The 25,169-nt window shown below is 31.1% G+C and carries 22 protein-coding genes and 1 other RNA gene; 21 read left to right on the forward strand and 2 right to left on the reverse strand.

Features of this window, described 5'->3' with window-relative positions; translation table 11 throughout:
• Positions 1 to 5 precede the first annotated feature (5 nt).
• From aroA to SBL15_RS05375, 14 genes are all read left to right on the forward strand, one after another.
• Entirely contained in the window at positions 6 to 1,304 is a 1,299-nt protein-coding gene (gene aroA / locus SBL15_RS05310) for a 3-phosphoshikimate 1-carboxyvinyltransferase (protein ID WP_107611554.1), read from the forward strand.
• A 6-nt stretch (positions 1,305 to 1,310) separates the two neighbouring features.
• Positions 1,311 to 2,555: a tetratricopeptide repeat protein gene (locus SBL15_RS05315; protein WP_053017254.1), complete on the forward strand. Its 1,245-nt coding sequence runs from the start codon at positions 1,311 to 1,313 to the stop codon at positions 2,553 to 2,555.
• Between the two features lie 14 nt (positions 2,556 to 2,569).
• Positions 2,570 to 3,106: a YpiB family protein gene (locus SBL15_RS05320; protein ID WP_053017253.1), complete on the forward strand. Its 537-nt coding sequence runs from the start codon at positions 2,570 to 2,572 to the stop codon at positions 3,104 to 3,106.
• Between the two features lie 22 nt (positions 3,107 to 3,128).
• The gene (locus SBL15_RS05325; RefSeq protein WP_107611552.1) at positions 3,129 to 3,728 is read left to right on the forward strand and encodes a DUF1405 domain-containing protein; all 600 of its coding nucleotides are present in this window, start codon (positions 3,129 to 3,131) and stop codon (positions 3,726 to 3,728) included.
• Positions 3,729 to 3,772: 44 nt separating this feature from the next.
• On the forward strand, positions 3,773 to 4,471 hold the full coding sequence (locus tag SBL15_RS05330; protein WP_029376682.1) for a zinc metallopeptidase: 699 nt from the start codon (positions 3,773 to 3,775) through the stop codon (positions 4,469 to 4,471).
• A 290-nt stretch (positions 4,472 to 4,761) separates the two neighbouring features.
• The gene (locus SBL15_RS05335; RefSeq protein ID WP_107611551.1) at positions 4,762 to 5,079 is read left to right on the forward strand and encodes a nucleotide pyrophosphohydrolase; all 318 of its coding nucleotides are present in this window, start codon (positions 4,762 to 4,764) and stop codon (positions 5,077 to 5,079) included.
• A 27-nt stretch (positions 5,080 to 5,106) separates the two neighbouring features.
• Complete coding sequence (bshA, locus tag SBL15_RS05340) at positions 5,107 to 6,237, forward strand: N-acetyl-alpha-D-glucosaminyl L-malate synthase BshA (protein WP_037537061.1); 1,131 nt, start codon at positions 5,107 to 5,109, stop codon at positions 6,235 to 6,237.
• Position 6,238: 1 nt separating this feature from the next.
• A complete protein-coding gene (locus SBL15_RS05345) occupies positions 6,239 to 7,441 on the forward strand; it encodes a CCA tRNA nucleotidyltransferase (protein WP_317955369.1) in 1,203 nt (400 codons plus the stop codon).
• A complete protein-coding gene (locus SBL15_RS05350; RefSeq protein ID WP_107611548.1) occupies positions 7,428 to 8,399 on the forward strand; it encodes a biotin--[acetyl-CoA-carboxylase] ligase in 972 nt (323 codons plus the stop codon). The genes SBL15_RS05345 and SBL15_RS05350 overlap by 14 nt, the downstream gene beginning before the upstream one ends.
• Positions 8,400 to 8,431: 32 nt before the next feature.
• Positions 8,432 to 11,134: a helicase C-terminal domain-containing protein gene (locus tag SBL15_RS05355; protein ID WP_107611547.1), complete on the forward strand. Its 2,703-nt coding sequence runs from the start codon at positions 8,432 to 8,434 to the stop codon at positions 11,132 to 11,134.
• Positions 11,135 to 11,244: 110 nt separating this feature from the next.
• Positions 11,245 to 12,537: an asparagine--tRNA ligase gene (asnS, locus tag SBL15_RS05360; RefSeq protein ID WP_317955371.1), complete on the forward strand. Its 1,293-nt coding sequence runs from the start codon at positions 11,245 to 11,247 to the stop codon at positions 12,535 to 12,537.
• Positions 12,538 to 12,626: 89 nt separating this feature from the next.
• A complete protein-coding gene (locus tag SBL15_RS05365) occupies positions 12,627 to 13,313 on the forward strand; it encodes a DnaD domain-containing protein (RefSeq protein WP_317955373.1) in 687 nt (228 codons plus the stop codon).
• Positions 13,303 to 13,962 (forward strand): endonuclease III, encoded by a 660-nt coding sequence (gene nth / locus SBL15_RS05370; protein ID WP_037537067.1) that lies wholly within the window; start codon positions 13,303 to 13,305, stop codon positions 13,960 to 13,962. Before SBL15_RS05365 ends, nth begins: the two co-directional genes overlap by 11 nt.
• Before the next feature lie 4 nt (positions 13,963 to 13,966).
• Positions 13,967 to 14,296, forward strand: a complete 330-nt coding sequence (locus SBL15_RS05375; RefSeq protein WP_107611544.1) for a YpoC family protein — start codon at positions 13,967 to 13,969, stop codon at positions 14,294 to 14,296.
• A 159-nt stretch (positions 14,297 to 14,455) separates the two neighbouring features.
• Here SBL15_RS05375 and SBL15_RS05380 read toward each other — a convergent pair whose 3' ends face one another.
• Both SBL15_RS05380 and recU read right to left on the reverse strand, forming a co-directional pair.
• Positions 14,456 to 16,726, reverse strand: coding sequence for a transglycosylase domain-containing protein (locus tag SBL15_RS05380; protein WP_107612149.1), 2,271 nt, complete (start codon positions 16,724 to 16,726; stop codon positions 14,456 to 14,458).
• Positions 16,723 to 17,349: a Holliday junction resolvase RecU gene (gene recU / locus SBL15_RS05385; protein ID WP_037537070.1), complete on the reverse strand. Its 627-nt coding sequence runs from the start codon at positions 17,347 to 17,349 to the stop codon at positions 16,723 to 16,725. Before recU ends, SBL15_RS05380 begins: the two co-directional genes overlap by 4 nt.
• A gap of 313 nt (positions 17,350 to 17,662) precedes the next feature.
• Between recU and SBL15_RS05390 the strand changes: the two genes are divergently transcribed.
• The 7 genes from SBL15_RS05390 to SBL15_RS05420 all read left to right on the forward strand — a co-directional run bounded on the left by SBL15_RS05390 (position 17,663) and on the right by SBL15_RS05420 (position 25,157).
• A complete protein-coding gene (locus SBL15_RS05390) occupies positions 17,663 to 17,998 on the forward strand; it encodes a DUF1798 family protein (protein WP_202112011.1) in 336 nt (111 codons plus the stop codon).
• Between the two features lie 4 nt (positions 17,999 to 18,002).
• Positions 18,003 to 18,566, forward strand: coding sequence for a DUF1273 domain-containing protein (locus SBL15_RS05395; protein WP_037537072.1), 564 nt, complete (start codon positions 18,003 to 18,005; stop codon positions 18,564 to 18,566).
• Positions 18,567 to 18,576: 10 nt separating this feature from the next.
• A complete protein-coding gene (gene gpsB / locus SBL15_RS05400; RefSeq protein ID WP_011275761.1) occupies positions 18,577 to 18,915 on the forward strand; it encodes a cell division regulator GpsB in 339 nt (112 codons plus the stop codon).
• A 132-nt stretch (positions 18,916 to 19,047) separates the two neighbouring features.
• An RNA gene (gene rnpB / locus SBL15_RS05405) (RNase P RNA component class B) lies at positions 19,048 to 19,431 on the forward strand.
• A 112-nt stretch (positions 19,432 to 19,543) separates the two neighbouring features.
• Positions 19,544 to 20,677: a class I SAM-dependent RNA methyltransferase gene (locus tag SBL15_RS05410; RefSeq protein WP_107612148.1), complete on the forward strand. Its 1,134-nt coding sequence runs from the start codon at positions 19,544 to 19,546 to the stop codon at positions 20,675 to 20,677.
• A gap of 165 nt (positions 20,678 to 20,842) precedes the next feature.
• Positions 20,843 to 21,481 carry an SDR family oxidoreductase gene (locus tag SBL15_RS05415; protein WP_317955375.1) on the forward strand — a complete coding sequence of 213 codons (639 nt, stop codon included), beginning with the start codon at positions 20,843 to 20,845 and terminating at the stop codon, positions 21,479 to 21,481.
• A gap of 232 nt (positions 21,482 to 21,713) precedes the next feature.
• Complete coding sequence (locus SBL15_RS05420) at positions 21,714 to 25,157, forward strand: dynamin family protein (RefSeq protein ID WP_317955377.1); 3,444 nt, start codon at positions 21,714 to 21,716, stop codon at positions 25,155 to 25,157.
• Positions 25,158 to 25,169: the final 12 nt, after the last annotated feature.

The following is a 25,169-nucleotide window of genomic DNA, read 5'->3' on the forward strand; positions in this document are numbered from 1 at the left end:
ACAGTATGTCAAATGAGCAAATGATAGATATAAAAGGGCCTTTAATTGGAGAAATTGAAGTGCCCGGAGACAAGTCAATGACCCATCGAGCGATTATGTTAGCGTCTTTAGCAACTGGTCAATCGACTATATATAAGCCTCTTTTGGGCGAAGATTGTTTACGCACAATAGAAATATTTAAATTATTAGGTGTTAACATACAGCTTGCTGAAGAAAAGATTATAGTTGATTCACCTGGTTATAATAAATTTAAAACACCACATCAAACACTATATACTGGAAATTCTGGTACTACAACACGATTATTAGCTGGTTTACTAAGTGGGCTCAATCTAAATTGCGTTTTGTCCGGTGATGCTTCTATAGGTAAGCGACCTATGGATAGAATAATGAAGCCACTCAGATTAATGGGGGCAAATATTACTGGCATCGATGATAATTTTACACCATTAATTATTAAACCCGCTTCAATTAATGGTATTACCTATAAAATGGAGGTAGCCAGTGCACAAGTCAAAAGTGCATTATTGTTTGCAAGTCTATTTACTAATGACAGTTCTAAAATTACTGAGTTAGATGTAAGTCGAAATCATACTGAAACAATGTTTGAACATTTTAATATTCCGATTAGCATTTCTGGTAAAGAAATTACAACTCAACCAAATGCTATCGAACATATAAAAGCTAAAGATTTTTATGTGCCTGGTGATATCTCTTCAGCAGCATTCTTTATAGTGGCAGCACTTATTACTCCTGGTAGTGATATTACAATTCATAATGTTGGCATTAATCCGACTCGTTCAGGTATTATAGATATCGTTAAACAAATGGAAGGAAATATTGAATGTTTAAATATCACAGATACATCAGAACCTACTGCATCAATCCGTGTTAAATACACACCAAACTTAAAACCTGTTCTTATTGAAGGCGATATAGTTCCAAAAGCTATTGACGAGTTACCAATTATTGCACTATTGTGTACACAAGCAAGTGGTACTAGTATTATTAAAGATGCAGAAGAATTAAAAGTGAAAGAAACTAATCGAATTGATACGACTGCAGACATGCTCGGTTTATTGGGGTTTGAATTGCAGCCCACTGATGACGGACTTATTATTCATCCTTCAGAATTTAAAAAAACAGCAACCGTAGATAGTTTAACAGATCACCGAATAGGGATGATGTTAGCTATTGCATCATTATTAAGTGATGAACCGCTGAATATCCGTCAGTTTGATGCAGTAAATGTATCGTTCCCAGGTTTCCTTCCTAAATTAATGCTTTTAGAAAATGAGGGATAAAACAGTATGGAAGATATCTATAAATTAATAGACGATATCAATCTTCAAAAATTAGATAATTTAGATTCTCGTGTAAATGATGCTTTAACTTCTAATAATGACGATGCCTTATTTATTCTTGGTGAAACCCTATATAATTTTGGTTTAACACCTCAAGGTCTAGAGGTATTTAGAACTTTATATCATAAATATCCAGATGAAAGTGAATTACTTATATATTTTATTGAAGGTCTAATGTCAGAGAATCAAACTGATGAAGCATTAGAATATTTAAGTCAAGTTGCAATATCAACAGAAAAATTAATGTTAGAGGCTGATTTATATCAGCAAATTAATATGACAGAAGTTGCCATTGATAAGTTAATTGAAGCTAGGGAATTAGAGCCAAATGATCCAATCATCCATTTCGCATTAGCTGAGATGCTATATTTTGATGGTCAATATTTGCGTGCTACACGTGAATATGAAGTCGTATTAGATACGGGTGAATATGAAGTGAATGGTATTAATTTATTTGCTCGTATGGCAGATTGTGCATTACAAAGCGGTAACTATAGTGATGCGATTAATCTATATGATGAGATTAATGAAGATGAAATGACTTCTGAAGATTTCTTCAAAAAAGCAATCGCGTATGAAAAAAATGATATCACTCATGAAGCCATTAAAATTACTAAGAACCTTCTATCGAAAGATCCGGATTTTATTCAAGGATATTTCTATTTACAATCACTTTATGAAAATGAAAAAAATTATCCTGATGCCATTGAGACCGGCAAAGAGGGGTTACGTTTAAATCAATTTTATAAAGAATTGATGGTTTCAACAGGAAGTTTAGAAATTGAACATGGTGATGCAAATGAAGGTGTTGAATTACTAAAACAAGCACTTGAAGTGGACAATGCTTATCATGAACCTTTATTAATTTTGAGTGATTTGTTCCGAAATGAAGAAGATTATGAAGCAATCATCGCATTGCTATCATATGTGGATGAAGATGATTTGGACCCTGTATTCATGTGGCATTTAGCTCATGCATTTGGCCAAGAAGAACGTGATAAAGAAGCACAACATTTCTTTGAACTAGCTTATCCAACAATGAAAACTCAAAGCGCTTTCTTAAGTGACTATTACTATTATTTAATCGAAATAGGTTATAAAGAAAAAGCGAAAACAATATTACAACAATTATTAGAAATGGACCCTAGTAATGAGACATGGCAAGAAGAAGCCAATCGTCTTGACTATTAATGTAGGTGATTCTTTTGACTCAAACACTTACACAAATGAAACAAAGTTATATTGAATATGCTTTGTTTCATTATCATTTTAAATCAAGAATTAGCGTGTGGATTTTAAATTATATTAAATCTCATACCGAGTTACTTGAACATGTACATTTTGTAAATCAAAGAATATTTAACCATAAAACGTTAGAACTTGCATTAACAAATACAGATGCACCTGCAATTAGATTAGTTAAAAATAATCACTTACTTATCAATACAAATGAGATATTCGAATACGTAACAACTCACCATAACGACTTCGATATTCTTATTCATTTTTCAGACCAACACTCGATAGATTTTAGATTCAATGATTTAATTATTCATCAATTAATGTACTCTCCTCAGTACACGGCTTATCTAAACACAATTTACAATTTATCTCTCGATTCTACAAAAGTGCATTCGCTAGTAGAGCACTTACGACATAATATAGATTTAAGCTTACAACTTAATGATCGAGAACAATTTTACCAATTAACACAGATTTTAGAAGTCTTTGAAAACCGATAAAGTCACAAAGGAATTTAATCACATGCTTACATTAAAACAGATGTGGGAGTTAACCTTATATCGCCACTCTTGCTTAATCTTTTTACTTATTTGCAACATACTCGGTACCTTATATGGATTTATTTGGTATGGTGATAAATTAGTTAAAACACCTTGGTATTTCTTGCCATTTATACCAGATAGCCCAATCGCTTCACTTTTTTTGTGTATTGTTATTATTTGTCTCATTTTTAATAAGCATATCCCATTTGTAGAGGCGCTTGCATTCGTAACCTTACTTAAATATGGACTTTGGGCAGTAATAATGAATATTCTCATGATTAATCTAGACCATAACTTAACCATAATGAATGTTTTTTTGATTATGAGTCATGGTATTATGGCGATTCAAGCTATTTATTTCTATCCTCGTTTGAAAATTAGGATTAGTGCGCTATTAGTGGCAATGATCTGGGTTTTTAACAATGACTATATGGATTATGTTTTAAATAAGTATCCTTACTATGATTTTATTGAACAGCACAAAGAGATGGTAGGCTATATTGCATTCTGGCTAAGTGTTTTTGCACTAAGTTTATATTATAATTTACTAAAAATCTTATCGGTTAAATTATTTGATTAAATACAAGATAGTCAGTAGAATATGATTAAAGGAGAGTGGAATTATTGTCTATAATGTCTTATATAATATATATTGTCATTATTATGCTCATTCCTATGTGGGCACAACACAAAGTAAAATCTAACTATGAAAAATATGCACAAGTAAGATCAACAAGTGGTAAAACTGGTCGCGAGGTAGCAGAAGAAATACTTCATGCAAATGGTATTTATGATGTTGACGTAGTAAAGGGTGAAGGTTTCTTAACAGACCACTATGATCCTAAAAAGAAAGTTGTTTGTTTATCTCCTGCAAACTTCGATAGACCTTCAGTAGCTGGTACAGCTATTGCTGCACACGAAGTTGGACATGCGATTCAACATCAACAAGGGTATGCATTTTTAAGATTTAGAAGTGCACTAGTACCACTAGCTAATTTAGGTAGTTCATTAAGTTACATGATTATCATGTTAGGTATCATCTTAACAGCTATGGGTAGTGCGTTTGGCTCAACAGCCTTATGGATTGGTGCTGGTTTAATGTCACTTGCAGTCTTATTCTCAATCGTAACTTTACCTGTTGAATTTGACGCAAGTTCAAGAGCAATGAAACAAATAACTGCATTAAACATTGTAAATGAAAAAGAATATAAACATGCTAAAAAGGTTCTTTCAGCCGCTGCAATGACTTATGTTGCTGCTACTGCGACAGCTGTTGCAGAACTAGTAAGAATTATACTAATCGCTAGAGCAAGTGATAATTAATAAAGTTAGGATTATAGGTATAAAAAACAATGATATAAAAACTACTTTAAATTTTTAGTAGTTATTTAAAACTTTGAATGTTCAAGTACCAAAGTTTTTAACTTTAGATATCCTTATAAGAGAGTAGAACAATGAATTCAAGATGAATTTTGTTCTGCTCCTTTTTTATTTTCTAAATATAGCAGTATGATTTAAAATATAGTCTGTTCTTTTTATATTCATAAAATGCATGATTTTTTAATATGATATATACTTAATAAGAGTCAATAATAAAGGAGAAAGTGATCATAATGAAATCTATGAAAGAAATGCAAAATGAAGTGGATGCGTACATTGGACAATTCAAAGCTGGTTATTTTTCTCCACTGGCAAATTTAGCACGTTTAACAGAAGAAGTTGGAGAACTTGCTAGAGAGATAAACCACTATCATGGTGAAAAGAAAAAGAAAGAAACTGAAGAAGATAATTCAATTAAAGCTGAATTAGGAGACAATTTATTTGTTTTACTTTGTATAGCTAATTCATTAGATATTGATATGACTGAAAGTTTTAATGAAACAATGGAAAAGTTCAACACTAGAGATAAAAATCGTTTTGAACGCAAATAAATATAAGCAAGAGGAGGATAGATTTTCATGAAAATAGGTATCACATGTTATCCATCTATGGGCGGTTCTGGTATTATTGCTACTGAGTTAGGAATAAAAATGGCAGAAAGAGGCCATGAAGTACATTTTATAACTTCCAATATTCCTTTTAGAATACGTAAACCTTTACCTAATATTACTTTTCATCAAGTTGAAGTAAATCAATATGCCGTCTTTCAATATCCTCCATATGATATTACTTTGAGTACTAAAATATCAGAAGTTATAAAGGAATATGATTTAGATGTATTACACATGCACTATGCAGTACCTCATGCAGTTTGTGGGATTTTAGCACGTCAAATGTCTGGAAAAGATATTAAAATAATGACCACGTTACACGGTACTGATATCACAGTGCTAGGTTACGACCACTCACTCAAAGGCGCTATTAAATTTGGTATTGAACAAAGTGATATTGTTACCAGTGTGAGTCACTCTTTAGCACATCAAACTAAATCAATCATTGAAACCGAGAAAGAAATTGTTCCTATTTATAATTTTGTGCGTGAAAATGAATTTCCAACGCGTCATGATGAAACGCTTAAAGAAGTGTATGGTATTAAACCTGATGAAAAGGTACTTATACATGTATCTAATTTTAGAAAAGTGAAGCGCATAGATACTATATTAGAGACATTTGCTAAAGTTCATAAAAACATACCTAGTAAATTAATCTTGTTAGGAGACGGTCCTGAATTATTAGACATGAGAAAGTTAGCGCGTCACTTAGGTATCGATAGTGATGTACTATTCTTAGGCAAGCAAGACCAAGTTAGTGAATTTTACCAAATGTCTGATTTAGTACTTCTATTAAGTGAAAAAGAAAGCTTTGGATTAACTTTGCTTGAGGCAATGAAAACAGGAGTAGTGCCGATAGGTTCTAATGCTGGTGGTATTAAAGAGGTTATTAAACATGATGAGACTGGTTTCATTGTGGATATAGGAGATAGCACTAGTGCAAGTGAGTATGCGTTACAACTGCTTTCAAATAAAGAATTATATAATAAAATGCAAACTGCTATGTTAAAGGATATTGATGAACGATTTGGTTCAGAATTAATAACTGATCAATATGAACACTACTATAGAAAAATGTTAAATCAAAAAGAGGATTAGTATGGGAACAGAACTATTTAATCAAGCAAAACCCATTTTAGAAAAAATTGAACAACATGGATTCGAAGCATATTTCGTTGGTGGATCGGTGAGAGATTACTTAATGAACAGACCCATTCACGACATTGATATTACTACTAGTGCTACACCAGATGAAATAGAATCAATATTTGACAAGACTATCCCAATAGGGAGAGAGCATGGCACTATAAATGTCGTGTATCAAGGAACAAATTATGAAGTAACAACCTTCAGAGCTGAAGCAGAGTATGTTGATCATCGTAGACCTAGTGAAGTCTATTTCGTGCGTGATTTAAAAGAAGATTTACAACGTCGTGACTTTACAATTAATGCAATTGCTATGGATAAAAATTTTAATATTTATGACTATTTTGACGGTGATGTAGCATTGAATCAACATATTATTAAAACTGTTGGTGATGCTAAAGAACGGTTTAAAGAGGATGCATTACGCATTTTAAGAGGCTTACGCTTTCAATCCCAATTGAATTTTACTATAGATGATGATACTTTTGAGGCGATGAAACATCATATCGCAGATGTAGAACATTTATCTATAGAACGCATTGTCGTGGAATTAAAAAAATTAATTAAAGGTCAAAATGTAAGCCAAAGCTACTCAAACCTAATAGATTTGAATTTCTTTAATTATGTACCTTACTTTAGAAGTCTTGATATGAAGCAAACTAAAGTTAATTCACCAATAAGCTTTGAATTATGGTTAGCAATATTAATGACTGTTGAACAAACAAACACTTCACTTTCTGACTTAAATATAAGCAACAATGAGAAAACTAAAATCAATCAATATCATAAAATAATGCTAGAGATGCCTCATGTTTCATCAAAAGATCAATTAAAATTATTCGTTTATGACTATGGTATGAATACTATTTTAGATATCATTGCTATTAATTCAATACTTGAAGACAATAACATTAAAGTAGCCTCTCCATTAATATTTAATCTTCAATCAATAAAAGAAATTGATCATCATTTACCTATAAGAAGTCGTAGAGAACTAAATATTAATGGTGGAGATATACTTAGAATTACGTCTAAAAAAAGTGGCCCTTGGCTGAAAGAAGTTCTTAGACAAATAGAAATTGATGTGTTAACAAATAAAGTTCCAAATTTAAAAGATGAATTATTGAAGTGGGTGAAAGAGAATGTCAAAATATAGTCAAGATGTTATACGTATGCTATATATGCATCAATCTGAATATATTTCGGGACAATATATTGCTGATCAGCTAAATATCTCTAGAGCAGCTGTTAAAAAAGTCATTGATCAATTAAAAAAAGATGGTTGCAAAATCGAATCTATCAATCATAAAGGCCACCAATTAAATGAACTCCCAGATAGTTGGTATAATGGTATCGTATCTTATATTTTAAAAAATTCACAACTAGCTTCAGAGATAAAAGTATTTGAAAGTGTTGAATCAACTCAGATTATTGCTAAGCAAGAATTGGTGGATAATAATAAGTCTATGATTATATTAAGTGACGAACAAACAAAAGGAAGAGGTCGATTTAATCGTAATTGGGCTTCTTCAAAAGGAAAAGGCTTATGGATGTCTCTAGTATTGCGTCCAAATGTACCTTTTTCAATGATTCCAAAATTTAACTTGTTTGTTGCTTTAGGAATTAGGGATGCAATACAATCTTTCACGAATGATAAAGTAGAAATTAAATGGCCGAACGATATCTATATTGCTGATAAAAAAGTATGTGGTTTTTTAACTGAAATGATAGCAAATTACGATTCAATTGACGCTATTATTTGTGGTATAGGTATTAATTTAAACCACAGTGACAGTGATTTCTCTGATGATATTAAACAGAGAGCAACAAGCATTCGTTTACATAGTAATAATAAAATTAATCGCTACTCATTTTTAGAAAAGCTCATTTCATCAATCGAAAAACGATATTCACAATTTTTAACAAAGCCTTTTACAGAAATTCGAAATGAGTATATTGAAGCCTCAAATATATGGCAACGCCAATTGCGTTTCACTGAAAACGACAAACAATTTACAGGTGAAGCTATCGATATTGATGACGATGGTTTCTTAATAGTTAGAGACGAAAATAATGAAGTTAGACGCCTTATTAGTGCGGATATAGATATATAATGCGAATGACATGAAGATAAGGAGAGTTAGTTATGGGACACACAAGTTATGCAGTTGTAGATCTAGAGACAACTGGCAATCAACTTGATTATGATGAAATTATACAAATTGGTATTACTTTTGTAAGTAACAATAAAATATCTGGGACTTATCATTCTATGATTCGTACTGATTTGGAAATTCCTCCATTCATCCAAGCGTTGACTTCTATTGAAGATACCATGTTAGAGCAAGCCCCTTATTTTCATGAAATTGCACAAGAAATTTACAAACAATTGAAAGATTGTGTGTTCGTTGCTCATAATGTTGATTTTGACTTAAATTTTATAAAAAAGGCCTTTCAAAACTGTAATATAGATTTTGAACCAAAAAAGGTGCTGGATACGTTAGAATTATTTAAAATTGCTTATCCTACAGATAAGAGTTATCAACTTAGTGAATTAGCAGAGGCACACGACATACCCTTAGACAACGCACATAGGGCTGATGAAGACGCTACTACTACTGCATTACTAATGATTAAAGCCATTCAAAAGTTCGAACAACTACCAATAGATACATTAAAACAACTCTATTATTTAAGTAAAAATTTAAAATATGACTTATTTAATGTCTTGTTTGAAATGGTACGTCAACATGAAAATTCACCTTTAGATAATCAATACGGTCAATTCGAACAAATAATTTATAAAAAGCAAATTGATTTAAAAGCGCCTAAAACAACATTTAATGGATCACTTAAAGATTTGTATAGTGAAGTTGTTAGTTCACTTAATCTAACATATCGTCCAAAACAACTATATTTATCTGAAATCATCCTAGAGCAACTCATGCACAATGATAAAGCTATGATTGAAGCACCTTTAGGTAGTGGAAAGTCATTGGCATATCTTTTGGCAGCTTTGATGTATAACATTGAAACTGGACGTCATGTCATGATTTCGACTAATACTAAACTGTTGCAAAATCAACTTTTGCTAAAAGATATTCCGAGTATCAATCAAGCACTAAACTTTAAAATTAATGCCACGCTTATAAAAAATAAATCTGAATACATTTCACTTGGCTTAATTAGTCAGATTTTGAAAGATGAAACTACCAACTATGAAGTTAATATTTTAAAAATGCAATTATTGACCTGGATTATCGAAACAGAAACTGGGGATATTCAAGATTTAAATCTTAAAGGTGGTCAGAAAATGTATTTTGACCAAAAGATTGAAACTTATGTACCAGTTAGACATGATATACATTATTACAATTACATCAAACGAAATGCACATCATATTCAAATCGGAATCACTAATCATGCACATCTCATACACTCAGACCAAGAGAATTCAATTTATCAACTTTTCGATGATTGTATAATTGATGAGGCACATCGTTTACCTGACTATGCATTAAACCAAGTCACTAATGAACTCGATTATTCAGATTTAAAATACCAACTTGGTTTAATAGGAAAAAATGAAAATGAAAAATTATTAAAAGCGATTGATAAACTAGAACAACAACGAATTTTAGAACGTTTAGATATTGCGCCGATTGATGTATTTGGCTTAAAAATGAATATATCAGAAATACATGATTTAAATGAGCGTCTATTTAATCATATATTCGAAATCATTCAAAACTCTGACGTTCATGATGATGATATACATCGATACCATTATGTATTTGAATTTGATTCAACTCAGATACTTAAAGATTTGCATTTGATTGTTGATAAGATAAATAAGACATTAGAAATTTTTAATGGTATGACGCACAAAACGATTAAGACTTTACGCAAACAACTTTTATATATTAATGATACTTATCGAAGTATAGAGCAGAGTTTAAAAGATAAACATACTGCGTACTTATCCATTAAGAATCTAACTCAAAAGTCAACTATTAAATTGATTGTTAAAGATTATGCAGTTCGTGATATTTTAACGACTCGCGTTTTAGATAAATTTAATTCATTAACATTTATTTCTGGAACATTGACGTTTAATCATAAGTTTGATGCCTTTAAAAATTGGTTTAAGGAAGATGTGCATTTTAACACGTATCAAGTTCCATCGACACTATCTAATCGCACGAATACGAACGTGTTTATTCCTAGTGATGTTAGTTCTTATAACTTCAAAAATATCGATGATTACGTAGCATCTATAGTGGATTATATTCAAGAGTATGTAACAATCACTGATTCGAAATGTTTAGTGTTATTTACAAGCTACCGTATGATGCACATGGTACAAGAGTTATTAAATGAATTACCCACTTTTGAAGACTATGTAGTACTTACACAACAACAAAATCAAAACTATAAAATTGTTCAACAATTTAATAATTTTGATAAGACAATTTTGCTTGGCACATCAACGTTTTTCGAAGGTTTTGATTATCAAGCTAAAGGTATTAAATGTGTTATGATAGCTAAACTTCCATTTATGAATAAATACAATACGAAACATTGGCTTATGGATTCTGAATTTGATTCTACCTTTAAGGACTATGTTTTACCCGACGCAGTTACTCGTTTTAGACAAGGTTTAGGTCGTTTAATTCGCAATGAAGATGATCAAGGGTTGATTGTCTCTTTTGATGATCGACTTGTAAGCAGTAACTATAAAAACTTTTTTGCTCAAACTTTAGAAAATTATAAGCAAAAAAAGGGCGACATTAAACAATTCAGCAAACTTGTTAACAAAATCCAACATAATATTGATGCCAATAAATGATTCAAACTGTTATACAATGAGATAGCGTGTTCACATGCTAGAACTTCACAATTTATTTTGTTAAAATAAATAAGTATTGATTACAAAGAATGACAATTAGGAGATTGGTTATGAAAACAACGATTAAACAAGCTAAACAACATCTTAACCAAGAAGTGACTATTGGTGCTTGGTTAACAAATAAACGTTCAAGTGGCAAGATTGCCTTTTTACAATTACGTGATGGTAGTGGCTTTATGCAAGGTGTAGTGGTTAAATCAGAGGTTTCTGAAGAAACATTCCAACTAGCTAAAGAAATTACACAAGAATCATCACTTTATGTGACTGGTGTTATAACAGAAGATAACCGTTCAGATTTAGGTTACGAAGTGCAAGTGAAATCAATTGAAGTTATTCATGAAGCACATGATTATCCAATTACACCTAAAAATCACGGAACTGAATTTTTAATGGATCATAGACATTTATGGTTGCGTTCAAAAAAACAACATGCTGTTATGAAAATCAGAAATGAAATTATTAGAGCAACATACGAATTCTTTAATGAAAATGGATTCACTAAAATTGATCCTCCAATCTTAACAGCAAGTGCTCCAGAAGGAACAAGTGAATTGTTCCATACAAAGTACTTTGATGAAGATGCTTTCCTTTCTCAAAGTGGTCAATTATATATGGAAGCTGCTGCAATGGCTCATGGTCGTGTATTCTCATTTGGACCAACTTTCAGAGCTGAAAAATCTAAAACTCGACGCCATTTGATTGAATTCTGGATGATTGAACCAGAAATGGCATTTACAAATCATGTGGAAAGTTTAGAAGTCCAAGAACAGTATGTATCACATGTCGTTAAATCTGTACTTAATAATTGTCAATTAGAACTTAAAGCACTAGATCGAGATACGAGCAAACTTGAAAAGGTATCAGCACCTTTCCCAAGAATTTCTTATGATGATGCAATTAAGTTCTTAAAAGAAGAAGGTTTCGACGATATTGAGTGGGGCGAGGACTTCGGTGCACCACATGAAACTGCTATTGCAAATCATTATGATTTACCGGTATTTATTACAAATTATCCAACTAAAATTAAACCATTCTATATGCAACCAAATCCAGAGAATGAAGAAACTGTTTTATGTGCAGATTTAATTGCACCAGAAGGTTATGGTGAAATCATTGGTGGTTCTGAACGTATTAATGATTTAGAATTATTAGAACAACGTATAGATGAACATCAATTAGACGCTGAAAGTTATAACTATTATTTAGACTTACGTCGTTATGGTAGTGTGCCACATAGCGGATTTGGATTAGGGTTAGAAAGAACTGTTGCTTGGATTTCTGGTGTGGAACACGTAAGAGAAACTGCTCCATTCCCACGACTATTAAGTCGTTTATATCCATAAGTTCTAATCCCACATACCATACTAATTTACTCGTCCAGTCAGCATGTTGACTGGACGCTTTTTCAACTTTAAAGAGGAGGAATATCAATTTGAATAAAATTCAACTCAAAACACGTCCTGTCGTCGTTAGAAGAGAATTATTTGACCATTATAGTGAATTAGGACTGACAGAAAAAGATTTAATTATTTTAATTAAATTGATTTATGCCTCTGAAACATCAAATAAGCAACCATCCATCGATGAATTGAAATTAGGCTCAGATATGGAACCACGTGAAATAACTAGCATCATTCAACATTTAATTCAAAGGGATTTATTACAACTTCAAGTAAAAAAGGACGAAGAAGGTAAATTTACGGAATATATGAATTTAGATGGTTTCTATGAAAAATTGAGCAATATTTTATCTCAAGATCATTCAAAACAATTAACAAATCAAGCTCAACAAAATTTTAAAGATCTTTTCCAATATATAGAATCCTTGTTTGCTAGACCTATTTCACCATATGAGATTGAAACACTTAATCAATGGATTGACGTAGACAAGCATGACTTTACTTTAATTAGAGCAGCGTTAGATGAAGCATATAGTCATGATAAACTTAGTTTCAAGTACGTAGATCGTATATTGTTAAATTGGAAAAAGAATAATGTCACAATTACTGAAGAATCTAAGAAAATAAGAGAACAATTTAACAAGCCATCTATGACACATACGGTTAATCATATACCAAAATTTGATTGGTTAAATGGGGAGAAGTTAGATGATAAGTAAGAAGAAAGCACTAGAAATGATAGATGTCATAGCTGATATGTTTCCAAATGCAGAATGCGAGCTCAAACATGATAATGCTTTCGAATTAACAATTGCAGTCCTTTTATCAGCTCAATGTACCGATAATTTAGTAAATAAAGTTACACGTACGCTTTTTCAAAAGTATAAAACACCTCAAGACTATTTGAATGTGGATATCGAAGAACTGCAAAATGATATACGTTCGATTGGCTTATATCGTAACAAAGCGAAAAATATACAAAAGCTTTGTCAGTCACTACTCGAACAATTCAATGGTCAAATTCCTAGTACTCATAAAGAATTAGAAAGTTTAGCTGGAGTCGGTCGTAAAACAGCAAATGTAGTTATGAGTGTAGCTTTCGATGAGCCATCATTAGCAGTTGATACGCATGTTGAACGTGTTTCTAAGCGACTAGGAATTAATAGATGGAAAGATAATGTGACACAAGTAGAGGATAGATTATGTAGTATTATTCCAAAGGAAAGATGGAGTAGAAGTCATCATCAACTTATCTTCTTTGGTCGCTACCATTGTTTAGCTAGAAAGCCTAAGTGTGACATATGTCCCTTACTAGATGATTGTAGAGAAGGGCAAAAACGTATGAAAGCACAATTAAAGGAAGCCTGATTAAATGATTAATAAACAAGAATTTGAAGAAATTGAAGAGTTACTTGATGAATACGCTAAACAAAGATCATTAAATTCATCAAACGCAAAGCCAGCAATTGATAAGTACTTTGACTTAATAATTCAATTTTTTAAAGAAATTAATGAAATTGAAACTATTGATTTCAAATTGTTAGATCAATACCCAGTAGTTCCAATGAACTTTGAAGAACGCTATCGATATATGTTAGCTAGAAAATATCACTTTATGGGTTATAGTCAAATGAAGACTTTAAAAAGTGAGTTAATTAAAATGAATGCGTCTTACCAAATTAGAAGAAAACGACAAAGTTAATACTAACATTAATTAGCCAGTAAAATGAGTTATTTAATTCATTTACTGGCTATATTTATATTCAAATATTTAAGTTTGAATCAATGGGTATAAGAAAGGCAATTTCTATTTAATGTAATAGAAATTGCCTTCTTTTAATTATTTAACATTTCAAAAACACTATGAGGACTTTTTAAAATCGAAAATACTATTTAAATTAAAGATGTTTGAAAGTGTACTTCCGACAGTATTAGTACCTTGTGTTGTTGAATTATTGTTAGTAGTTCCTGAATTAGTATTGCCACTATTATTAGTGTTACTACTATTAGAATTACTTGAGTTATTTGAACTATTTGATGAACTTGAGCCACTGCTACCATTTACTTCACGATTAGTCGTGTTGTTATCTGGGTGACCACTTACTGATAAATTATCAGCGCTTGAGCCGTTAACTGAATCTGGTTTCTTGAAGTCACCATCATCACTTGAAGTAATATCAGACATAACATCCTCATATAAATATTGTGGATATTCTTGTTCTGAGTGACCTAAGAATGAGTTAACGCCACCTTCTTTAATTTCACTGAAGCCCATCCAAATAGACATTGTGTATTTAGGTGTGAAACCATTAATCCAAACGTCTTTTGCAGCGTTATCAGGTAGGTTATATTGTTGGTTAATTTCTGTACCGTAAGTACTTGTACCAGTTTTAGCACCCATAGTAACGCCTGATACGCCATGTCCATAGGCTGAACCATAGGCTTTAAATGTACCTGTAAGCATTTCAGCTAACATATAAGAAGTGTAGTCTTTCATAGCTTTATGACTTGTATGGTCAAACTCAATTGTGTCATCATCAGCTGTTACAACTTTTTGGATAGAATGTGCGTTATTGTAAGTACCACCGTTAGCAATTGCTGCGAAAGCAGATGCTAATTGAGTAGGTGAGAACTCAGAAGCACCACCACCAAGTACATCAGAAGGACCAATGTCACTTTGATAATCTAATCCAACTTTTGATGCGAATTTCTTAACTGCATTATCTCCAGCTTGTGAATTAACTAGTTGCCAAGTTTTAAGCGCTGGAATGTTGAAACTTTGTCTTAACGCATCATATGCAGTTACAGTACCATGTCCATTTCCATCATAGTTACGGAATGTACCACCATCAATAGAATAGCTTGATTCATCTTGAATTGCATGATTCGTAGCCCATTGCATGTTTTCAATAGCTGGACCATAAGCTAAGAACGGTTTCAATGATGAACCAGTTAAATGCGCATCAGTTGCAGCGTTATTGTCAACAACGTCTTTGAAGTTACGACCTCCAGAAATTGCGACTAAGCCACCAGTCTTACTATCAAGAATTGTAGAACCAACACGTTGGTCTTCATTTTTATAGTAATTACCGTTGTCTATACGATCTTGTAATGTTTTTTGAACATCTTTGTCCATATTTGTGTAAATCTTAATTCCACTTTGAAGAACATCACTCAAGTTTTTATTCTTGAATTCTTTATTGTTCATCAATTCAGATTTAACAAAGTTTACATATGAATCGTATTCTGAATCAGAGTTATCAGTGCCAATTTGACGTTCCTTAGCTGTACGATCTACTAAATTAGCTTTTAAGTTAATTTTCTTAGCAGCATTATACTCTTTATCAGAAATTCTGTTGTGATAATGCATTAAGTAGAGTACAGTGTTTTTACGATTTTCCGCTTGTTTAGGGTTGTCGTAAATATTATAAAGGTTAGGCACCTGTGGTAAACCTGCTAAATATGCTTCTTCCGCAAGATTTAAATCTTTCAAATCTTTATTGAAGTAATATTTAGCTGCAGCTTTAACGCCATAAACACCATCTGAATAATAAATTTTATTTAAGTACATTTGGAAGATTTCATCTTTACTGTACTCTTGTTCTAGACGGTAGGATAGGTAAGCTTCTTGTGCTTTACGTCCGATAGATTTCTCTTCACTTAAGAATGCTCGTTTAACTACTTGTTGTGTTAAAGTAGATGCACCTTGTGAACCAAATCCACCAGTCAAGTTTTTACCAATGGCACCAAATAAACGTTTATAGTCAATTGCACCGTGGTCATAGAATCGGTTATCTTCAGTTGCTAACACAGCATTTCTCATATTTTTAGGAACATCTTTTAACTCAACATGTTCTCTTCTTGCGCCGTTATCTAATTTTTTTACTAAGTCACCATTTCTGTCGTAAATTTCTGCCGGTTTAGGATCTTGTAATTTAGATTCGGTAAATGCAGGAGCTTTCCATGCATAATACGCAAATAATAAAATGCCTAATAGAACTAAAACGATAAAGGCAATTAATAAAAAGCCAATAATCTTGATAATCGTTCTTTTCACATTCTTATTCTTTTTTGCTTTGGACTTCCCATTTTTACCATTTTTAGGTTGAGAAGATCCTTTATTTTCCGTCATACGCGGTCCTCACTTTCATCTAATATCAACTTATCAACTGCATTGAGGTAATTTAATCTTGGTTGATACTGATAAGGAATATAGTAACTATTTTTTCTTATTTCTTCAACTGTTATTGATTTTTTTATTTCATTTTTATATCTATCCCAATATTTTTGGAATTTGGAAAATGGCAATAAATATACTTCATCAAGTAATTTAAATCTTATAATTAAAAATACAATTCCTTTTTGAAGAAATGCATTTTTCATATGTTCTACTTGATGATCATGAATATTATTCAAAGGAAAAGATGTTTTATTTTTAGTTTCCTTTGCTTCAAAATCAATATAATGGCCATTATAAACGCCATTATAATCTGTAGTTGAAGGTGTACGAAAGTAAGCCTCATTTATAACTGCTTTACTTCGCTTGGGATAATGAACATTAACGATTTGAACAGGTGTTGGCTTTTTATGAATAACCGCTTTACCATGTTTTAAATAATAATCATTAGAAAGTTCAATATCCTTTTCAAGAGTCATACCACGGCCACCATATTCTATATTACTAGAATTCGATTTACCATTTCTTCCGACCATAGTCGTATTTCCCTTAAAAGGTTTACCATTAGGGTAATTCATTTAATTCACCACACAAGTTTGAATTCATATAATAGTGGTTATGTAAAACTTACACTAATTAATACTATTAATAATCATTTACGAATAATGATTATATGTTCAAACTATGATAGATAATAATAGAAATAGACAAATAAGTATTTAATCTTATCTATGAATTTCATTATTAATCTACTTTATTTTAACGTTAATTAACTAGTAAAACAATATTTCAATGTATTTATCCTGTTTATATAGATAGCAATTTGAATGACGGTTAGATTAAATTATGATAAATTAAATTGAATATAAGGGGGGCGTCTTCGTGGATACTATGTTGATAAATGATTTAATCAATGAATTACATACTATAGAAGATCGCTATAATATTGTTAAAAATTCCGAGACGAACTATGATTTTTATGAAGTAGTTTACCCTTATTCGCAACTGATAGACACTAAGCTAGAAAATCTCATTAAATTAAAACCACAGATTATTCAATTAAGTTATATGAATGCTAATAAGTTTGATTTACTAATTAAGTCATATAAAGAATTATCAGTAGATTGTCACTTTTATAGAACAAGCAAAAAGCTTTTTAATGAGAAGTTAAAAGCTGTTAACTACGATTTAAATTATATTTATCAAACTATTGAAGGGTGTTGTTGAGCATTTGAAATCTGTGTATGTAACAGGGTATAAATCTTTTGAACTAAATATTTTCAAAGATGACGCACCTGAAGTGTATTATTTAAAAGCTTTTATCAAACATAAATTATTACAATATATTGATGAGGGGCTTGAGTGGGTACTTATTCAAGGACAACTTGGTATTGAATTATGGACTGCTGAAGTAGTTATTGATTTGCGAGTTGAGTATCCCGATTTAAAATTAGGAATTATAACACCTTTTTATGGGCATACTTCTAAGTGGAATGAACAGAATCAAATGAAGTATAATAAAATTGCTCAAGAAGCTGATTTTATGGAAAGTGTTCATCATACCGAATATGAAGGACCATATCAATTTAAACAAACAGATCAGTTTATGTTAGATCATACAGATATGACTATACTTATATATGATGAAGAGCAAGAAGGAAGCCCAAAATTCTTTAAAAGGATGTTAGTTGATTTTATAAATAAAACAAACTATACTTGTGATATTGTGGCATTTGATGAACTCACTGATTTTATAAATGATATGCAGTGGGAGCAAGATCAAAGTTTCGAATGAGGTGGAAAAAATGGCAGACGTTTCTTTAAAGCTTTCAGCAAAAGATATCTATGAAAAAGATTTCGAAAAAACTATGGCCCGTGGTTATCGTCGTGAGGAAGTAGATGCTTTTTTAGATGATATCATTACAGATTATCAAAAAATGGCTGATATGAATAATGAAGTTGTAAAATTGTCTGAAGAAAATAACAAATTAAAAAAAGAAGTTGAAGAATTAAGACTTAGAGTGGCAACATCGAGACCTTCTGACAATAAATCGTTTTCTTCAAACAACTCAAGTTCATCAAACAATAATGTTGATATTTTGAAACGAATTTCAAACTTAGAAAAAGCTGTTTTTGGAAAGTAATTTAACTTAGCATAATTAATGAATGTTATCAATTGGATATTTATTGCTAATACTAAGTATTCAATTAACAACAGATATACTATAAAAATATCTGTTATAGTATAAAAAATTATGATATAATCGCAAAAGTGATATTTTGGGTAATCGCTATAGAAATATAGAGGAAAGTCCATGCTCACACAGTCTGAGATGATTGTAGTGTTCGTGCTTGATGAAACAATAAATCAAGGCATTAATTTGACGGCAACGAAATAACCTAAGTCTTATGATATGGTTAAATTAGTTTGAAAGTGCCACAGTGACGTAGCTTTCATAGAAATATGAAGGGTGGAACGCGGTAAACCCCTCGAGTGAGCAATCCAAATTTGGTAGGAGCACTTGTTTAGCGGAATTCAACGTATAAACGAGACATCTTTATTCGGAATATAAAGATTTGTAGACAGATGGTTACCACCGACGTACCAGTACAACTAGTGTACGTTATGAGTACAACGGTACAGAACATGGCTTACAGAAATATCATGAACTAGTTTAGCTCTCCCACTGATTGGAGAGCTTTTTATTTTTTACTCATACATAATAAATTTTGTTAACATATAAATATATCTATAAAAAAGGAGAAAACGTAATGTTCCAATTATTAGCAGTTTGTCCAATGGGATTAGAAGCTGTTGTAGCTAAAGAAATCCAAGAACTCGGTTATGAAACACAGGTTGAAAATGGACGTATCTTTTTTGAAGGTGATGCTAAAGCTATTGTGCAATGCAATTTATGGTTACGCACAGCTGATCGTATTAAAATTGTTGTAGGTCGTTTCAACGCTACAACATTTGATGAACTTTTTGAAAAAACAAAATCGCTACCTTGGGAAAACATTATTGATAAAGAAGGGCAATTCCCAGTTCAAGGTAGAAGTGTTAAATCAACACTATATAGTGTACCAGACTGTCAAGCTATTACTAAAAAAGCAATTGTTGAACGTTTAAAGAAAGCTTATGAGGAAAAAGGCTGGTTAAATGAAAGTGGTGCTAAATACCCTGTTGAGGTAGCTATTCTAAAAGATAATGTATTATTGACTATCGATACCTCAGGTTCAGGTTTGAACCGTCGTGGATATCGTATTGCTCAGGGGGAAGCTCCTATTAAAGAAACGTTGGCAGCGAGTCTAGTACGACTTGCCAATTGGAAGGGAGATACGCCTTTTATAGATCCTTTCTGTGGTTCAGGTACTATTGCCATAGAAGCATGTTTAATCGCTCAAAATATTGCACCAGGGTTCAATCGAGATTTTGTTTCTGAAGAATGGAATATTATGCCTCCCAATATTTATGATGATATGCGAGATGAAGCTGATCAACAAGCAAATTACGATAAAGACATTCAAGTATTTGCATCAGATATAGATCCTGAAATGGTTGAAATTGCTAAACATAATGCTGAAGAAGTCGGTTTGGCAGATATAATCCAATTTAGTGTTAAAGATGTGAATACATTATCAATTGACACCGATGAACCAGTAGCTTTAGTTGGAAACCCTCCATATGGTGAACGAATTGGAGATAGGGAAGAAGTCGAAGAAATGTATCGTTATATTGGTAAATTAATGAATCAACATTCACATTTATCAACTTACATCTTGACTAGTAACAAGGAATTTGAATTTTTAGTTAATCGAAAAGCTACTAAAAGAAGAAAATTATTTAACGGCTATATTGAATGTACTTATTACCAATATTGGGGTAAAAAGCCAACTACTATATAATTTTTATTAAATTTGTAAATTTTTCTTAATGTATCTAATAATATTTAATTAATTTAATCAATTCATTAGCACTCTTATTATTACTGATGTAAAGTGATAGTAAGAGTGTTAAATATAGATACAAATACATAATTTTATATACATCTTAGTTAGGAGAGAAATAATATGCAAACAGTATTAATAATAGGCGCAAATGGTAAGGTCTCTATCGAGGCTACTAAAATATTTTTAGAGGATTCTAATTTTAATGTTGATTTATTTTTAAGAAATGCGCATCGAATTCCTGATTACGCATCAAATCGAGTAACAGTTTATGAAGGTGATGCAAAAAACTCAAAAGATTTAGAGCAAGCACTTGATAAAGTTGATGTTGTATTTGCTAGTCTATCTGGATCATTAGATATCGAAGCACAAGCTATTGTAGATGCTATGTCTAAAAAAGATGTTAAACGATTAATCTTTGTAGCTGCCCCTGGTATTTACGATGAATTACCAGCTAAATTTAATGAATTTAATAAATCTCAATTTGGAGAGAAATTGATAAAATATCGTAAAGCTGCAGATATTATTGAAGCATCAACATTAGATTATACTATTATTCGTCCAGTATGGCTTACATTTAAAAATGAGACAGATTACGAAGTTACATCGAAGGATATTCAATTTAGAGGAACAGAAGTTTCAAGACGTAGTATTGCAAGTTTAGCTGTACGTATAGCGAAAAATCCAGAATTATATTCTAAAGAAAATATAGGTGTCAATAAACCAAACACTGATGGAGATAAACCAGCTTGGTTCAATTAACTATTCTTTATATTTGTTTCAAACTATTGTTGTGATAAAATTTAATAAATAGGTAGCGAGTCAGAAATAATAATTAAAGTTTTTACTTTAGTAAATATAATTTTTGTTGAGTAAACTTAAACAGTATATTTAATTTTAAATCTGCCTACCGGATTAAGAATAGCCTGTTACATTAAGTATGTCTCAGGCTATTACTTTTTTATTTGAATGTTTGAAACAAAGGGGACTTAGCATGGCTAATAATGAACAATTAGATATTTTATATAAATTAAAAAAAGAAGTTGAAAAATCAAAAAATTCAACTTTAATACATACTATTAATCAAGTAATAAAAAAGGTATATTTAAACCAATATACCGCTTCTTTTGTTGGTCACTTTTCAGCGGGGAAATCAACATTAATTAATTTATTATTAGAACAAGATATTCTTCCAAGTTCACCAGTACCTACCACAAGTAATACTGCAATTGTATCTGTTGCAGATAAACAAGAAATTATAGCTAATTTAGAAAATCAACAATATACTAAATTAAAAACATATGACGAAGTCAAAAAAATGAATCGTTTAAATGTAGATGTAGAGTCTGTTGAAATTAATTTTCCTTCTTCAAAATTCAAAAATGGTTTTACGCTTCAAGATACACCTGGCGTAGACTCAAACGTAGCTACACATCAGTCTACAACTGAACAATTCATGTATACAAGCAACATTTTGTTCTATACAGTAGATTACAATCATGTACAATCTGCATTAAATTTTCAATTTATTAAAAGAATGAATGATGTAGGTATACCAGTCATTTTTATCATTAATCAAATCGACAAACATAATGATGATGAAATTACTTTTGAAACTTTCAAACAAAGAGTCAATAAATCAATAGAAGATTGGGATATTAAACTTACAGATATTTTCTATGTGACAAAATTCGATCATCCCGAAAATGAACTTTCACGTCTTTCTCAATATTTAGTACAGAAAGATAATTCTAGAGAACCAATTGAGGATTATGTAAATCGTACAGTTAAGTTTATTACAGAGGCTCAATTAGGATATATTCAAAATGAACTACAAGATATTCTAGAACAGCTAAATATAAATGAAGATGAATTTGAACAAGCCTATGCTAAATTTCAACAAAATCAAGCCGTTAGTGAAGAAGCTCGACTCTTAAATAATCCTGATCAATTATTAAGTTTTTTAAAACAAAAGCGAAAAGATATATTAGATAATGCATACATTATGACGCATGACATGCGTGAAGATATTAGACATTATCTTGAAAGTATGAGTGATGATTTTAAAATTGGCGGCCTTTTAAATAAAAAGAAGAAAAAGCAAGAGGAACAAGAAGCACGTTTACAGAATGTTGTTTCTAAACTTCAAGACAAAGTTAATCAACAAATTCGACAACCCTTACGAGAGGACATGTCATTTTTAACGCGTTTTATTAATAACTCTGAAGTTAATCATGATGTATTAAATCAACATTACGAAATAGATTCAAGTTTAATTTCCAATTTATATCAACCTCAAACGAGTATTAGTAATACTTATGTACTTACTTTTAGTGATGATGTGCTTAAAGCAATTACTAATTTTGTAGAAAAACAATCCAATCCGTTATTTAATCAAGCGATTGATCATACACAAGCGCAAGGTTTAACTGAAGAAACTAATGATGATCTACAGATATATGAACATTATATTGAATTACAAAATTTAAAAGAATCTCTAACAACTAAAAATTATCAACATTATTATATTCATATGGATGACTCTTTAGATAAATTAATAGGTAGAACTGAAGCAAACTATATTCTAGAAAGCAATGATCAAGTTTTAGAAAAAGAAGAGCAAGCGTCTGATGAAAATTTAAATGAGCGTAATACTAAAAAGGTTAACATTCAAGAAGCATTAAACATTATTGAACCTGTACCATTATTTGATAGAACAAAAATTGATATTAAAGATACGTTAGAACGATTAGAAAATAAACTTGTCAAAATTGGTGTATTTGGTACATTCAGTGCAGGAAAAAGTAGTTTAATTAATGCCTTATTAGGTGGGCAATACTTAGTCAGTTCACCAAATCCTACAACTGCAGCTACGACAGAATTATCTTACGGTGAGGATAGTCAAATCACACTTAAAACTGAAGAACAACTATTAAATGAACTTAATCAACTCATTGAATACCATAATGTTTCTTTCGAATCACTCGAAGCATTTGTCCAATCTGATGTACAACAATTAAAAAACAAATTAGAAAAGAACCAACTTGCTTTTGTAAGTGCAGTTCACAAACATTTTTCTATGTATAAAGATATGTTGGATGAAGGTGTGAAACATACGATTTCTCAAGAGGAAATAAAAAAATGGAGTGCTGAAGATGAGTTTGCTACTTTTGTTAAAACCGTGCATATCAATTTACCATTAGAATGGTTGAAAGGAAAAATAATCGTTGATTCACTAGGCTTACATTCAAACAATCAACGTCATACAAACGAAACTGAACAAATTTTAACTTCATCCGATTTAATTTTATATGTGAGTTATTTTAATCATTCATTTACAGATAATGATAAAAACTTCATCGAACATATGAAAGAGATGAATCAACTTAATGAAAATCAAGCATTCAAAATGGTTATCAATGCATTAGACCTTGCAGAAAACAGTGATGATTTAGCTGCGGTAAAACATTACGTTAAAGATGCATTAACTCAAGTAAACTTGAAGTCAGATATCTTTGGTGTTTCAAGTAGACAAGCATTGAGCGGGAACGATGAAGGTATTAATCAGCTGCGTCATAGCATTGACCAATTTGTAGAAGTTGATTCAAATATAATTTTAGAGCAACAAATGGTTAAACAGCTTGAACAAATCAATATTTCTTTCGAAGAGATGATTCATGATTATAAAACTAACCAATCTCATATTGAACAACGTCAGCAACAATTGAAGAAATATCAAAATGAACAAAGGTTACCAAATCAATTGCTATTTACTACCGAACAACATACTAATAATGAAGTTGAAGATCAGATTTATCATTTAAATGGTAGATTAAAATTACAATTATTGGATGATGTTAAAAGTATATATAATAGTCAGATGACTCAAAATAGTGATTTTAATAATGAAAAAAAAGTTTCTTCTAAAGCATTTTTAGATCAAATACATCAACGACTATATTTAGAACAAAGTTTATTAGTTGAACGAATCAAGAAATATTATAACCGTCAACTTAGCGAACAAGTCGCACCGACAATCCAAAAATTAAATCAATTACATGTATTTATTAATTCTGATTTTTCAATTATGCCTAATTTTACTGAAAAGGCATTCTTGCGTGTTGATTTAAATGACATGATTAATGCTTTACCTAAACAATTAACGAAACGTCGAATTTTGAATCCAAATACTCAACGAGAGTTACAAGAACAAATCAGTTCACATACGTTAGAGTTATTGCAAAATCAAATTAGTGAATTTAGACAGGCATTGATTCAGTATGTTGCTTCAATGAATAAAGAAGCTGAAGAGAAATTTGCGCAAATTGAGGATGCGATTCAAGATCAAATCGATGAATTATTATCATTTGATTTAGATAATACATTAATCGACCAATTACATATTGCGAATCAAAAATTAAACGCACTATTAAAATAGAAGGAAGGCACA

Origin of the sequence: Staphylococcus sp. NWU MKU2 (genome assembly GCF_033283605.1) — a bacterium.
Taxonomy (GTDB): Bacteria; Bacillota; Bacilli; order Staphylococcales; family Staphylococcaceae; genus Staphylococcus; species Staphylococcus haemolyticus.